The following is a 15,898-nucleotide window of genomic DNA, read 5'->3' as shown; positions in this document are numbered from 1 at the left end:
AATTAAAATCCAATGATACGTATGCTTTTCCCGTTTATTAGAACGGCAAATCGTCATCTGAAATGTCGATTGGCTTGCCATCACTAGCAAATGGATCAGCGTTACGTGGTGCTTGGTAACTCTGAGATTGAGGTTGTTGTTGATTCTGTTGTCCGTAGCTATTATCATTCTGTTGGCTTTGGCCGCCAGTACTATTACCGTACGACTGCTGTCCACCGCCATCATTATTGTTACTGCTGTAGCCACCGCCACCATTACCGCCGCCGTTTGCACTGCGGGGTTCTAGGAATTGGACACTTTCAGCAAGAATTTCTGTTACATAGACACGCTTGCCGTCTTGACCTTCATAATTACGCGTTTGGACCTTACCGTCAACACCTGCTAAGCTCCCTTTTTTAAGGAAGTTCGCAACGTTTTCAGCTGGTTTTCTCCAAACAACACAATTGATGAAATCTGCTTCACGTTCTCCAGCTTGGTTAGTAAAGTTACGGTTTACAGCAAGTGTAAATGTCGCAACTGCAACGCCCGCGGGAGTGTAACGTAATTCAGGATCTTTTGTCAGACGACCAACTAATACAACACGGTTCATCATAAGTAGAACCAACCTCCTCTCTTTTTTTCATAAAAATCCGAGCCATGACCCGGGAAATATTAAGCTTCTTCTTTAATAACCATGTGACGAATGATATCATCAGAAATTTTTGCTAAACGGTCGAATTCATTGATAGAATCCGCAGTAGTAGCAGAAATACGAGTGATTTGGTACAAACCGTCTTTATGGTCTTCGATTTCATAAGCCAAACGACGTTTACCCCAATCCTTCGATTCGATGATCTCCGCACCATTGTCAGTTAAAATGCCGTCGAAGCGCTCTACTAAAGCTTTCTTCGCCTCATCTTCAATGTTTGGACGGATAATGTACATAATTTCATATGTTCTTGCCATCTCTTTACACCTCCTTGTGGTCTTAGCGGCCCTGAGGTTTGTTCGATAAGCGATATAAATCGGCGGCAAGCGTTCGTATTCCACCAATTTTGCGAACTTCCGGTTCTCACATACGCAAGTATGCTCAACTTCCGGCTTCCACAAAATTGGTGGAATACAAACGCTTTCGCTCGATTTGTTTAAAGCAGAATTTTACGTCCTACCCATTTAAAAACAAGAAGAACCTACAATCTTTTTTAAGCGTTTCATCTCTTATATTATAACAACCTCTCTAGTTTTTCCAACGCATTTTGCGGCTTTGAAACTAGAAACGGGCAAGGAATAATTTTTAATTACTCACGAGGTATAATTATATCATAGCTAGTTTTCGTTAGCAACTGTGTTTATTTGCTCATTGGGGATTTTCATTCTTATAGATGTGTTTGGAACGCTATCCCTTGGTTTCTATCGAATAAGCACGATTTAAATTTTTGTTGCGTAATGAACACCCGCGCGCTTACATTTGACCTCTCTTGGAAATTTCATTAGGATAGTATTATAAGAATATGAGGGAGGTTTTACTAGTGAAGAATATCATTCCCGCTTCGGATTATCGCCGATTAAAACTACTCAATTTGCTGTTTTTTGCAGATGCTCCGATTGTAAAAAAAGAGGTTGCTACTACTGTCGAATGTTCTGTTAACACGCTGAACGCTGATATTGAGACTCTCAATGCTACACTTCCTGAGGATATTGCTCAGATACTTGAGGTTGACAAAAAACTATCGATAAAAACGACTACTCAGATTAATTTTGATTATTTGACGGCATACATGATTTCCACAAGTCATCTGTTCCAATTGGCTCTTTCTGTTTTTAATGGAGAGAAGACGACAATCTCGGAATGGGCGGAGAACAATTTCGTTAGTAGATCTACTTTTTATGTGAAATTGGCGGAGGTGGATACGTTCTTAGCCAGGAGTCGCCTCGTGCTTAACAGTGCTCCGCTTGGAATTGAGGGTGGTGAGGTTAATATCCGCTTCTTTTTCTATCATCTTTTCAGTAAATGCTATCCGTATTCTGGTTGGGTTATTCCAGATTTCGACTTTGAGAGCTGTATCGATAAATTTATTCAAAAATTCGAACAACATATGAAAGTTTATTTTTCGCCGAGTACTCGTGTTGATTATGCGACCGTCATTGCGGTATCTTTAAGGCGCATCAAACAAGGCTACAACATTAATCCAAGTGCGGAAGATGAGCAGTTTTGGCAAGATATTTATACGTATCATAACGCGATGGATATCGATTTTAGCGATTTAGAAAAGGCACTTGGTAGCCAGCTAATTCCCGTGGAGCGTTACATGATGATTATAATGTCCTTTCTTGGTTCATTTACGTACGTCAATCGTGAGCGAATGAATGTACGTCTTTACTATACTGAGAAATTTCAGGGCCCGCGTACCTTAATTGCTGAGGATCTCTTGACGATTGTCGATGACCGAATTGCTGATACGCTTGTGCTAAAAGTGACCATTGTGGATTATCTGGCGCGCTTCCTCTTCATTGAAAAAGCGAATCTGATTCTAGATGTTGATTATTTTTCAAAAAAACTCGTGCCCGATACACAGGATAGAGAAAAAATTATTACTATCCTTAAAAAATACGAAACTTTGCCTGATTTCCAGTTTTTGAGATCAAATCGAGAGGTTATTGCGACGTATATCCATAATCTTTTTTCCGTGGCCTTATTAACTGAGTCCTATACTCGTTCCCTGCATATTAAGATTATCTCGAAAAGCGGTTTTATGTGGGAGGAATATTTGAAAACGCAGATTCGCCGGTATTATTCAGAGGAAATCATTGTTTTCTGTGATGACCTTAAACCCACGGAGCACTGGGCACAACACGATCTTATCATCAGCGACTCCCCCCTTCCCAATATAACGGATGTCGACGTACTTGTTTGGCATATGCCTCCAATAAAACGGGATTTCGCAGCTTTGGGCGAGATTGTAGAAGCAAGGTATAATAGTTAATGAAGAACAGTATACTCCCAGATTTGGTGAGTGTACTTTTTTTGCATTTATATGAATAAAAATACATAAAGACGAATATAAAAACGAGGCATACACCTTAAAAATCACGTGTCTTTTTTATGACTATTTGTTTTTACAGAAAAAAAGTTGCCCGCCTTTTAATGACTTATAACCCGAAATGCAGGTAAGATATAGGTAGGGACAAAAGAGATTAATAGTGTAGGTTCCCAGTCAAAACAAAAAGGAAAGTGGTGATGAAACAGCGCATATAACGGGGCATACGCCAAAGCTATCGCGCACAGGTATACTTTATAGCGATCAGGAAATTAATTCATGAAAAAGATATAAACCACGCAAAATTTGCAGAAAATAGGTAAGACACATTTACCGTGAAAATGTTAACTATTCTAGAGAAAATAAGGAGGATATAACTGCCAGCCATAAAGATTTATGCATAAGTAGTTATGATTTTAAACATGAAAAAGAAAAGTAATTTTGGATTAAAAGTTTTATCGATGGCGATGATCGTCTCTCTCATGGTACCTAGTTCCATTGGAAATATCGTGACATTCGCAGAAACCCAAGCCACGACGCAATCTACAAACACTGTAAACGAGGAGCAAGCATTTTTATTCTCAAAAGAATTTCCAATTCAAAAAAGTGCCGATGATGCCGAAGTTTCGAGTACAGCGGTGAACTTAACGAGTACCGGCCTCGATTTACACGGTTTAGCAGGCGCAACACAGGCGACTTATTTACGATTTGCCGATGTAAACCTACCAGCAGACGCAAAAATCTCGAAAGCTTACATCGCATTCACAACTCGCGACGCATCCTCAGCAGCACAATCCACCACAATCAACGTAACAGGAGAACTTGGCACACAAGCAGCATTTGCCAGTACTGCCGCATCCTTCGCAAGCCGCACATTCACAACAACCACGATGAGCATGAAAACCCCCGTTGTTGCCACAAACACCATTTTCAATACCGACGACGTTTCATCTATAGTGAAAGAAATGCGCGCAAATACTGCGGACATCAAAGATTATGTATTCAAAGTAACCGGCAGTGGCGTAGGTTCCTTCGTTATGCGCTCATTCGATTCTAGCGCTCCAATGGCGCCAAAACTCATGATTGAGTACACGTCTCCAACTGGCGAATACAACGCCAAAATCAGCAACACATCTGATGACGCAGAAGAATCCGGCACGGGCAAAGCTATCGCCTTAAATGCTGAAATGAAAATCGGCGGTTACACAGCAGCAGCGCTAACTCCGGCAAATAAAAACCTGTCCGGGTTCCGTTTTGCGAATGTAGATCTTCCGGAAAATGCGAAAATTGACGATGCTTATTTAGAATTCACAACAAAAGCTACCGTTGCCAATCAATCTTCCAACATGGCGATTTCAGCCGAATTAGGCAATCCCGCAGCCTACACAACGACAGCTGGAAACATCAGCAACCGCAACTACACAGCTTCTACCGTAAAATATGAGCAACCTTCTTTCACAACTACCAAACAAGTCGTCCGCACACCAAATCTAAAAAGCATCATTGACGAAACACGCTTAATGGGTTGGACAAATGGCAATGCACTCGCTTTCAAAGTTGATGGTGACAACTATATCGGTAGTATTTATCAAGGTGGAACCGACGCAGCACTTCAACCAAAACTCGTTATTAAGTATTCATACAGCGAAAAAGACGCAATCGGCGAGGAAGTCACCCAAGATCCGGCAAAAATGAAAAACCTATTTATAAACGAAGTTGCGAGCATGGGGACGGACAACCAAGCAGACGGCTGGATCGAAATTTTCAACAACAATGATGCGCCAGTATTCTTTTCAAAAGATGTATTTATATCCGATGACGCGAATGCTTTAGGCAAATCTGAACTGAGCAACATTTACATCCCAGCAAAAGGATATCGCATCGTAAAAGCGAACGGCACGCAAAATAATGCGTCTGCAAACTTCACGCTAGGCGATCGCGATACGACGCTTTATCTATCTACAAAATACGACGGCAGCTTCCACACGCTTGATACTTTTGACGTGAAAAAAATGCCTTTTAACGAAACATTAGGCCGTTTTAATGACGCCGACAAAAATCTAGTTTCCTATACAACGGGGACGTATGAAAGCTCAAACAACGGTGCTACACCACTAGTAAGCATCACGCCTAGTCAGAAAACCGGTATGTATAAAACGACGTTCGACTTAACACTAAAAACAGATAGCATCAACACGCTCAAATACACGCTCGACGGTTCGACACCTAGCGAAACAAACGGTACAACTTACACTGGTGCCATCAAAGTCGACAAAAACATGACAGTGAAAGCCTATGCGTACAATGCCAAACAAAATAGCGGTGTTCAAACGTATGTGTACTCCCTTCGTGACGACGCGGAAAATATCCCTTCAGCGAAAAAAGAATACCTTGTCAAAGCTGGTACAGATGACGCTTCCGTAAACGCCACGTCTACCAATTTGACAGCCACATCGCTCAACCTGAACGGCCTTTTAAAAGCTGTACCAGAATCTACATTTGTGCGTTTTGCCGATGTTTCTATCCCAGCGGATGCCGTAATTACAAAAGCTTACCTTACTTTCACGACACTAACAGCATCAACGACACCAACGAATTTGTCAGTTGCAGGTCAAGTCGGAAATGGTGAGGCCTTCGCATCCACCGTTGCTTCCTTCACAGACCGCGCACTTACAGAAACAGCTGCGAAATCTACAACACCAGCAAACGTAGCAGTAAACGACCTTGTAAACACTGGTGATTTGACAGAAGTTATCAATGAAATGCGCAGTTCAAATACCGTGCTGAAAGATCTTGTTTTCAAAGTAGACGGTGATAAAACAGGCTCTTACGCTGCTCGTTCTTTTGAATCAAGTGCTACAATGGCTCCAAAACTAGTCCTAGAATATTACTCAGAAGATGGCGATTCTAGCGCTCAAGTGGCCACAGCAAACGATGACGCAGAGGAATACGGGACAGCAAAAACAATGAACCTTGCTGCCAACCTGAGAATCGGCGGTTACTACACAGCTACCCTCACTCCCGCTTACAAAGATATCTCAGCATTCCGTTTTAACAATGTGACACTTCCAGATTCAGCTGAAATTGAAGATGCTTATTTAGAATTTACGACATCAGCAAAAGGGACAGCGAATGTAAGCTCCAACATGGAAATCCGTAGCGAACTTGGTAGTCCAGAAATCTACAGCGCGACAACTGGAAACATCACCTCCCGTCCCTACAGTAATTTAGTCGTGAAGTACAATCAGCCATCATTCGCAGCAACAAACCAAATCGTTCGCACAGCTAATTTGAAAGACATCATCAATGAAAATCGCTTCAATGGCTGGAAAGACGGTCAATCAATGGCATTCCGCATCGATGGCGACAATTATATCGGCAGTGTCTATCAAGGCGGCGGTGCCAACTCAGCAAGACTCATCATCAAATATAAAAACAATGGCAAAGGTCCAAACATCGAGAACGCACTTGCAACACCAGACAAAATCAAAAACGTCTACATCAACGAACTATCATCAGAAGGAACTGCGAGCTCTAAAGATGCCTGGGTCGAACTCTACAACGACAATGATGTACCAGTTGTTTTAGGCAAAGGCATGTACTTGACCGATAAAACAAAAACGCTCGACAAATTCGAGTTTTCCAACCTTATTATTCCAGCAAAAGGATATCGCGTGTTGTATTCCGACAAAGCACCAGAACTTGGAAACAACCACTTAAGCTTCGAGATCGGTGGTAGTGGCGACGTTGTTTTATCCGCAAAAGTCGGTTCTGAATTTAAAACGGTAGACTCGATCAAATATACAAAACAAGCTTACAACCAAACATTCGGACGTCAAACAGATGCAAGTAAAACACTAACGCTATTCAGCTCTGAAACGTTCGGCACATCAAACAACAGCGGTCAAACAAACTACGCCGTGCAATTTAGCAAAGATCGCGGCATGTATGACACTGGTTTTGACTTAACGATGACCTCTAAAGCTGGCATCACACTGAAATACACGCTAGATGGCAGCGAACCGAGCGCAACAAAAGGGACGATTTACACTGGCCCAATCACGATTAGCAAAACAACCGTTGTCAAAGTCTATGGTTATGATGCAACTGGTAACACAGGCGTCCTTTCCAACACCTACGTACTGCGCGATAACTACAAGAACGAGGTTACATCAGGCTACCAGTGGCAATTTAAAAACAACATTACGAGCGATGAATACGCGCAAGCCATCGATGACTTCCCGATTGTTTCCGTGACAGGTGCAGCAGCCAATCTAGTTGCCGACCCTTACACACCGGGCACATTCGAGTATTTAGACTCCCACATGGGCACTGGCGGAACCAACTACTTTAACTACTCCGGCGCCAAAAAATTCGGCCAAGCAAGTGTGGCTCAATACAACTCCGGTGTAGCAGTGAAATTCCACCGTGACTACAATGCAAAAAAAGCAAAATACAACTTCTTTGACGCAACACCAGGCGAAGCTTTCCCAGTCGTAGGTAAATTCAGCAAACTAGAACTAAAAGAAGGACAAGACGGTCCACAAAATGACGTCTACAACCTTGGCTACAACCGCTACGACGAAAAAGTAACCGACACCTTAGCACAGCAAATGAATAAAATTTCCCTACACACAAAATATGTACACTACTACTACAACGGGAAATACATGGGTGTCAAAACAATGCGTGAAGACTTTGGTCAAAACATGTTTGAAGAATACTTCGGCGACAGCGATGACAACTACACGAAAATCCGCTTCCAAGATGGCTATTTCACTCCAGGTATCGTAGAAGCTGGCGAAGGTGATACGAACATTTTGACAAAAGTAAAAGCCGTTGCAACAGCGAAAAACTTCCAAGAATTTAAAAACTATGTGGATGTCGAAGATTTAATCAAAACACAAATTCTCTTCATGTTTATTGATACCGAACAAGAAGTTGACGCGGTCGTTTCCAATGATATTTTAAACGGCAACGGCATCAAAATGAAATTCAACATCAACGATACAGACGGTGCTTTCTACAATAACGGCGGCACTGGCACGACCTCTTCTATCTTCGTAGGCGGTGGCGGAACGTATCGCTACAAATGGTCAGACGTTAACTCAAGAAAAGGCGCCGGCATTCTATTCGGTAATTTTTCAGGGGATAGCACGACTGTTCCAACAGCTGGAAATCTAGAATTCAAAACGCTCGTGAAAGACCAAGTACTAAAACAAATCGGCCCAGCAAACGGTGACTTCGCGGGTGCAGCAGGCGCTCCACTATCTGTCGCAAACGTGAGACAACTGATTCTGGATAACCAAAAACAAATCGACGCGGCGTACAAACTAGATGCAGCATACATGGGCGCTAGAACTACCATTTACAAAGATTGGTTAGCAGCCCAAGTCAAAATCCAGGCCCAAGTCCCTGACCGCGTGAAATACAACCTAGAAATGTGGACAAAATACGGCATGGCCCACACACTACAAAACGTAAGCATTATACCGAGCGGTTCTGGCGTTGTTTTAAACAATCCGAACGCCAACACAGACGTTTACTACACAACAGACGGCACAGATCCAATGGGAGCAAACGGCGTTGTATCAAGCAATGCAACGAAATATACAGCAGGAACCATCCTTCCAAAAACAACAAAACTAACCGTTCGCGCATTCACAACAAACAACTGGGGCCCAATGATCGATAACGGTTCAGCCGCAGAACAAGCACAAAAAGAAGAAACCGCAACAAAAGCAGTACAAGCTTTATTCACAAACGACAACATCGCATCTGGAGCAATCAAGAAAGAAACAGATCAAGCCGCAATCGACGCAGCACAAAAAGCAGTAGACGCTGTAGCCGATTTAGCAACAAAATCTGTATTACAAAACAATCTAAACACAGCCAAAGAACTACTCGCAAACCGAGGCAAAACATCTGGAACCATCACAACAAACGACTTTTTCATCGGAACAGATAGCTATGTCAAAGGCACCTACACCGGCGACGTCGCAAAAATTGCCCTTGAAATAAACGGTACGCTACAACAAATCATCAACGCAACCAGCTCTCCGTACCAATATTACGCAAAAGGAAAAATCAACACGCCGACCGATAAAGTCAACATGATTGGCTATGATAAAGACGGAAACGAGCTTCAAAAAACACAGGTAAACGTGCAGAAACCAACAGCCGGGCAACTAACCCTAAACCCATTCTATCTAGGAAAAGACAACTATGTAACCGGACAGTTTTCAGGAGATGTGGCGAAAATCAGTTTGACCGTCAATGATGTAGAAAGCACGAAAATCGGCGCGACAACAGCAAATTTCCAATACTATGCCAACAAACTCATCCGGAACATGACAGACAACGCGAAAATGACAGCCTATGATAATAACGGCAAAATTCTCGACACGAAGCCAGTTATCATTGCAAAAGAAGCGGCTACAGCTGGTACAATCACTACCGCAGCTCCGTTCAAAATCGGCAAAGACAACTATGTAACCGGGCAATTTTCAGGGGATATCACGAAAATTAGTTTAACCGTCAATAACGTCGAAGGTACAAAAATCGGCGTCAGCGCACCAGACTTTAAGTATTATGCGAACAACGTGATTCGTAACCTAAACGATAATGTCAAACTGACGGCCTACGATAATGTCGGCAAAGTCCTCGATACGAAAGTAGTTACCGTTCTAAATGGCATCAGCCTACCTGGTAGCATCGACACTATCGCACCATTCAAAATCGGCAAAGATAGCTATGTAACAGGAACATTCACTGGCGATGTCGCGAAAGTAGAACTGCAGATTAACAAAGTACCCCTACAACGCATCAACGTGACAGATGGTACCATTAAATACTACGCGAAAACCAACATCACGAAGACTACTGATATCATCGAACTAGTCGGCTATAACACAGCTGGTGATATCGTTAGCACAAAAGCAGTCCCAGTAACATCAGCAAACGGCGGCGTAACGGTCAATCCATTCGTGCTCGGAGACGGTTATGTCAAAGGTCAATTTACTGGTGACGTAGCACGAATTAGCTTAACTGTAAATAACGTGAAGCAAACAACCATCAATGTCCCATCAACAGGGCCAGACTTCCAGTATTATGCGAAGACATTGATTAAGAATCGGACAGACACCGTTTCACTGACAGCATACGACTCACTGGGCGGCGAAATCCAAACAGTCAGCGTACCAATTTTATAAGCGTATATACGCGAGAAGAGCCTAAAAGATCGGAATAATAATCTTTTAGGCTCTTCTTATAGTTTATTTAGATGCAGAAATAATAATACCTTTTCTACTGTAATGTTCCGGCTGAAGCAACAAATTCGCAAGGACAACTGCCAAGCTATAAATACTTATCGGCTCACCTTTTACCATTTCATTCTCATCCTGAAGAATCGCTTTTTCAATACTATTATCGTATTTGAAGAAATGCGGCATCAACAACGTATAATCCAAACTACTGTCTTCAATGATCCGCGCGCCTAGTTGCTGATTCGCCACATACGTTCTCTCCGTCTCCTCGTCAAAACCAAAAGTCTTCGCGAGCGCAATGTTCTCCTCTGTTACTTCGGCTTGTCTAATTTGAAATTGCGTCGTCCAAAAAAGCCTTGCCACTCCTAGTTTCTCCATCGTTTCAACCAGTGGCGTGGCGAAAGTCTCAACGTGGAATGGGCCTAGTGTGGAAAAAACAACATCTTGACCTTGTAGCGCCCCTTCCAAATCCGCTGGGTTCGTCGCATCGCCAAAAATGACTTTTGTAGTTGAGGCTACCTCTATATTCTCTTTTTCCCGACCAAACAATGTTAAATTGACGTTCGGAAGTGGTTCCAAAAGTTGGTAAACCGCCTTCCCAAGATGTCCAAAAGCGCCTAAAATTACTATATTCATTCTGCATTCCTCCATTTGTTTTAGTTAGAAACTAAATGTGAACTTTATCACATATATAAAAATAAGCATACTCAGAATTACTCACAAAACCCGTAAAATTTCATTCATCACACTATATCTCTATACCCTACATCATAAACAATTTCTACCATCCTGTCAAAACTACGCACATCAAAAGCAAAGCGGCGACCCATAAACTGGATCGCCGCTTTGCTTTTGATTATTTTGTTACTTGTACTGTCTTCGTATCTAACACGTTACCCTCTTTATCTAGTGCTTTGATAGTAACTACATCCGTTACAGATTTAATTTTGTCAAAAGTGTAGAACTTGAATTCGCCGTCTGTGAATGTTCCACCTTTATAGACTGTGTCATTTACTGTTACTTGTACTGATTTTACTTCACCTGTATATGTTCCTGTGATGTTTTTATCTGTTCCAAGTACTAATGCGTTCGGAGTGATAGCACCTTTGATTACGTTCTCTGCTGCTGGTCCTACAAGTTTTACTGTTTTCGTATCTAGTACTTTGCCGGCTTTATCGAAGGCTTGCATTGTTACTGTGCTGCCTGCGCTCGTGATTTTGTCGAAAGCGTAGAACTTGAATTCGCCATCTACAAACGTACCGCCTTTATATTCTGTACCGTCTACTGTTACTACTACATAGTGTACATCATCTGTATATGTTCCTGTGATGTTTTTGTCGCCTGGTACCAACATGTCGTTCACTGTGATGCTACCTTTTGTTACGACTGGTACACCTGTTACTACTTTTAGTGTTTTCGTATCTAGTAGTTTGCCTACTGAATCGTATGCGTGGATCGTTACAAGGTCTGTTGCGTTCTTGATTTTGTCAAAAGCGTAGAAGGTGAAAGTGCCGTTTGCTACTGTTCCGCCTTTGTACACTTTATCGCCAACTGTTACCGTTACTTTTGCTACGTCTTCCGTGTACGTTCCTGTGATGTTTTTGTCTGATGCTAGGTTGTAGGTTGCTGGTGTGATTTTACCTGCTGTTACGACTACAAATTTCACTTTTGTTCTTTCTAGTTCTTTACCGTATTTGTCGTATGCTACTGCGAATACTGTGTCGGTTTTCTTGATGTTTTTGTCGTTAGCGTAGAAGGTGAATGTGCCATCTGCTTTGACTGCTCCGCCAGTGTATTCTTTGTCGTTCACTAGTAGGGAGATTTTCGCTACGCTACCCGTGAATGTTCCTGTGACATACTTGTCGCCACCGATTAGGAAGTCAGCTGGTGTGATTGTTCCGACTGTTGATGAACGCATGTCGAGTAGTTGTTGCGCTTTGTCTAAATCTCTTTGTAGTTGTGCTTTTACGTCTGGATCTGTTACTGTGTCAATGATTTTTTGTGCTGCATCAATAGATGGTTGAATTGTTGGATCTTTGATTTCGTTTGATGATGGTGTATCGTTCGTGAATAACTCGTTTACTGCTTTACGTGCTGCCTCTTGACGTGCTTGTTCTGCATTTTTAGCATCTAAAAGTTCTTGTGCACGGTCTAGATCTTTTTGTAGTTGTGCTTTTACTGTTGGATCTGTTACTGTGTCTACTAATTTTTGCGCTGCATCAATTTTTTCTTGTGTTGTTGATCCTTTGATTACGTCCGTTGATGGTTGGTTGCTGTTGAACAATTCATTGACTGCTTTTTGTGCTGCTTCTTGGCGTGCTTTCTCTGCCGCTTCTGCTGCATTACGTGCATCTAAAAGTTCTTGCGCACGGTCTAGATCTTTTTGTAATTCAGCTTTTACTGTTGGATCTGTTACTACGTTTACTGCTTTTTGTGCTGCATTGATGGAAGCTTGTGTTGTTGTATCTTTGATTGTATCTGTTGATGGTTTGTCGCTAGTGAATAGCTCATCTACTGCTTTTTTCGCTGCTTCTTGACGTTCTTGCTCTGATGATGCTGCTGCGTTACGAGCGTCTAGTAATTCTTGAGCGCGGTCTAAGTCTTTTTGTAGTGCTGCTTTTGCTGCTGGATCTGTTACTGCGTCTACTAATTTTTGTGCTGCGTCGATTGCGTCTTGGTTCGTGATGTCTTTGATTGCGTCTGTTGATGGTTTGTCGCTAGTGAATAACTCGTTTACTGCTTTTAATGCTGCTTCTTGACGTGCTTTTTCTGCTGCTAGTTCTGCGTTACGTGCATCTAGCAATTCTTGTGCGCGGTCTAGATCTTTTTGTAATTGTGCTTTTACCGCAACATCTGTTACTGCGTTTACTAATTTTTGTGCTGCATCAATGGCATCTTGGTTCGTGATGTCTTTGATTGCGTCTGTTGATGGTTTGTCGCTGTTGAATAATTCGTTTACTGCTTTTAATGCCGCTTCTTGACGTGCTTTTTCTGCTGCATTTGCTGCGTTACGTGCATCTAACAATTCTTGCGCACGGTCTAGATCTTTTTGTAGTGCTACTTTCACTGTTGGGTCTACTACTAGGTCGATTAATCCTTGTGCGTCGTCAATAGATGCTTGTGTTGTTGTATCTTTGATTGTGTCTGTTGATGGTTGGTCACTCGTGAATAATTCGTTAACCGCTTTTTGTGCTGCTGCTTGACGCTCTTTATCTGTACTTGCCGCGTTACGCTCATTTAAAAGTTCTTGGGCGCGGTCTAAATCTTTTTGTAGTGCTGTTTTTTCAACTGTGTCTGTTACTGCGTCTACTAATTTTTGTGCTGCGTCAATTTTTGCTTGTGTTGTTGTATCTTTGATTGCGTCTGTTGCTGGGTCGTTGTTAGTGAAAAGTTCGTTTACTGCTTTTTGTGCAATTTCAACGGTTCCTGTTGTAGTAATACGTTTTGCGTCTGCTAGTACGAATTTAGTTTGGATATCGCCAGTAGATGAAGCTGCGCCTACTTGAACGATTCCAGCTTGTGCAGATGCTTGGATAACTTGGAAGGTAGCTTCTTGCCATGATAGGTCTGGTGTTTCTGTTTTGTTTGTCGGTTTAAATACGCCAATTTCTGATAGGCCTTTGAAGTTAATTGTTGTTTTGCCCGCTGCTGAGAATACACGGTTAGCGCCAGTTCCGTTTGCATCTAGGTCTAATTTACGCGGATCATTAATGTTGATAACTGCGTTTGCTACTGTTGTACGGAAGATGTGTGCTGCTGCATTTGATGCTGCTGGTTGTTTTGCTACTAAGCTTGCGTTTGGATTTATAGTTAAAGTTTGCCCTACGGATATTAGTGCGGCGGCTGATACGTCCGTACGATTAATTGTTGTTGTAGAGCTCGTATCAAATGTTACGTTAGCCATTGCAAGTGGGAATACCTCACGAAGCGTGTTCAAGTTGAATGTTGCGCTTTTCCCTACAGTGAAGTTTGCTGTGTTTGCTGGGGCGTATAAAAGTTCTCCACCATTAGCAGCGATATCTACTTTTGCACCATCTTTAATAGTGAAATATGGATTTGCACCAGCTAAAACGAAAGCATACGTTCCTGTTGTATTATGCTCACCAATGAATTCACCTGCGATCGTAACGTTATTAGCTTCCACAAGCTCATTTAGTGTTCCTAAATTCTCAACACCTTTTCCGTTTACAATTTTGTTTTTTCCTGTGAAGTTAACAGATCCAGCGGTATTATAAACAAATTGCGGACCAACATAATCGATGTTTTCAAAGTTTTGTTCTACACCTTTATAACCACCGTATACTGTGAATGGTGAGTAGTAATGGGAACCGCGAATCTTCATGTTTTTGATATTCATGGTTTTCATCGCTGCGCCAGTGTATGTGTAAATCGTTTGCCATGCGTCATTTATAGACACTTTGCTCTCTGTCAGCGTATAACCTTTACCATCAATTGTAAGGGATGTTTTCTTGAGATTAATCTTAATTCCTGCTGTCATCGTGATGTCTGCTGTTAATTCGATATTTGTAATGCCATTATCTTCTTCAATGATTCGTTTTAATGTTGCAAAATCGCCTACTTGTGTTGGTGCTTCTGTTGTTCCAATTTCGGAGCCAGTTTCAGCCGCTGCACTTGTTGTTGGATAGACTGTTAACATTTGTGATAAAACCGTTACTGTTGCTAGTGTTGCGAATAAAGCTTTTTTCACCTTTTTAGTAGGTATTACGTTGAATGGGATTGTATTTTTCATGTTTTATTTTTCTCCTTTTGTTATGAGAGTCTGTCTCACAACTTGAATTTTTGGGGTATTATTATTAAGAATCTTTATGAGGGAATTTGTTACGAGGAATAAATAATTGTTTGTTTTCTTATTGGGAAGTACTGCTTCGTTTCACATTGTTCCCACCTCCTAATTTGTTGGCCTACGTATACTTTATCAAAAATTTTCCCTAAAACAGGGATTTTCCAGAAACTTATTTTTGAAAATCAACTTTTTAGACACGCGGTTTTACATACCGTTTCCTTTGCTTGTGAATTCCTTAAAAGTGAGTAGTAGAATCTTGATGTTGAAGCGGATCGATCTCTTTTCGATGTACTGTAAATCAAGGTCAATCATTTCGTTAAAAGTCAGGTTGTTTCTGCCGCTGACTTGCCATAAACCGGTACATCCTGGTGTTACGAGGAGACGCTTTTTCTCGTGGCTTGTGTAGTTTGCATATTCTGTCATCAGTGGTGGGCGGGGTCCAACGAAGGACATGTCGCCTTTTAAAATATTGATGAATTGGGGGAATTCGTCGAGACTCGTTTTGCGAATCCATTTGCCGACGCGGGTGATGCGGGGATCGTCTTTCATTTTGAACATGTGGCCGTCCATTTCATTCTGAGCCTGAAGTTTGGCGAGTTGTGCTTCTGCATCGACATACATCGAGCGGAATTTATACATATAGAAGAGTTCGCCGTCTTTTCCGACGCGCTTTTGTTTGAAGAAAATCGGGGCTTTCCAGTTTTCGAATTTGATGGTGATGGCAATTGCGAGGAGGATTGGGAGGGAGATGAGGAGGGCAAAGACGGCGGCGATGATGTCGAAGATGCGCCATACTTTGTCGTGCATTGGTT

General features: G+C 42.0%; 7 protein-coding genes. 2 read left to right on the top strand and 5 right to left on the bottom strand.

What is annotated here, in order from left to right; all coding sequences use genetic code 11:
* Positions 1–37: 37 nt before the first annotated feature.
* Together ssb and rpsF are read right to left on the bottom strand one after the other, a co-directional pair.
* Positions 38–592, bottom strand: a complete 555-nt coding sequence (gene ssb / locus HPK16_RS03895) for a single-stranded DNA-binding protein (protein WP_181675707.1) — start codon at positions 590–592, stop codon at positions 38–40.
* Between the two features lie 59 nt (positions 593–651).
* The gene (gene rpsF / locus HPK16_RS03890; protein WP_036081486.1) at positions 652–945 is read right to left on the bottom strand and encodes a 30S ribosomal protein S6; all 294 of its coding nucleotides are present in this window, start codon (positions 943–945) and stop codon (positions 652–654) included.
* A gap of 563 nt (positions 946–1,508) precedes the next feature.
* Here rpsF and HPK16_RS03885 point away from each other — a divergent pair.
* The gene (locus tag HPK16_RS03885; protein ID WP_181675706.1) at positions 1,509–2,963 is read left to right on the top strand and encodes an AcpB/EbpR/MafR family transcriptional regulator; all 1,455 of its coding nucleotides are present in this window, start codon (positions 1,509–1,511) and stop codon (positions 2,961–2,963) included.
* Positions 2,964–3,439: 476 nt separating this feature from the next.
* A complete protein-coding gene (locus tag HPK16_RS03880; RefSeq protein ID WP_181675705.1) occupies positions 3,440–10,228 on the top strand; it encodes an immunoglobulin-like domain-containing protein in 6,789 nt (2,262 codons plus the stop codon).
* A 63-nt stretch (positions 10,229–10,291) separates the two neighbouring features.
* On the opposite strand, the gene HPK16_RS03875 is transcribed toward HPK16_RS03880, so the two are convergent.
* The 3 genes from HPK16_RS03875 to HPK16_RS03865 form a co-directional block, all read right to left on the bottom strand.
* Positions 10,292–10,918 carry an NAD(P)H-binding protein gene (locus tag HPK16_RS03875; protein WP_181675704.1) on the bottom strand — a complete coding sequence of 209 codons (627 nt, stop codon included), beginning with the start codon at positions 10,916–10,918 and terminating at the stop codon, positions 10,292–10,294.
* Between the two features lie 220 nt (positions 10,919–11,138).
* On the bottom strand, positions 11,139–15,032 hold the full coding sequence (locus HPK16_RS03870; RefSeq protein ID WP_181675703.1) for an immunoglobulin-like domain-containing protein: 3,894 nt from the start codon (positions 15,030–15,032) through the stop codon (positions 11,139–11,141).
* Positions 15,033–15,290: 258 nt separating this feature from the next.
* Entirely contained in the window at positions 15,291–15,893 is a 603-nt protein-coding gene (locus HPK16_RS03865; protein WP_246369254.1) for a sugar transferase, read from the bottom strand.
* Between the last annotated feature and the right edge of the window lie 5 nt (positions 15,894–15,898).

The sequence above is a fragment of the Paenilisteria rustica genome (genome assembly GCF_013820765.1).
In the GTDB taxonomy this organism is placed as follows: Bacteria; Bacillota; Bacilli; order Lactobacillales; family Listeriaceae; genus Listeria_A; species Listeria_A rustica.
Note: the sequence above shows the minus strand (reverse complement) of the source record. Positions and strands in the feature narration are given on the sequence as shown.

Bases quoted from the DNA above. Each gene is read 5' to 3' on its own strand.
- HPK16_RS03880 (WP_181675705.1), top strand. From the start codon at position 3,440: ATGAAAAAGAAAAGTAATTTTGGATTAAAAGTTTTATCGATGGCGATG.
- ssb (WP_181675707.1), bottom strand. From the start codon at position 592: ATGATGAACCGTGTTGTATTAGTTGGTCGTCTGACAAAAGATCCTGAA.
- HPK16_RS03875 (WP_181675704.1), bottom strand. From the start codon at position 10,918: ATGAATATAGTAATTTTAGGCGCTTTTGGACATCTTGGGAAGGCGGTT.
- HPK16_RS03865 (WP_246369254.1), bottom strand. From the start codon at position 15,893: ATGCACGACAAAGTATGGCGCATCTTCGACATCATCGCCGCCGTCTTT.
- rpsF (WP_036081486.1), bottom strand. From the start codon at position 945: ATGGCAAGAACATATGAAATTATGTACATTATCCGTCCAAACATTGAA.
- HPK16_RS03870 (WP_181675703.1), bottom strand. From the start codon at position 15,032: ATGAAAAATACAATCCCATTCAACGTAATACCTACTAAAAAGGTGAAA.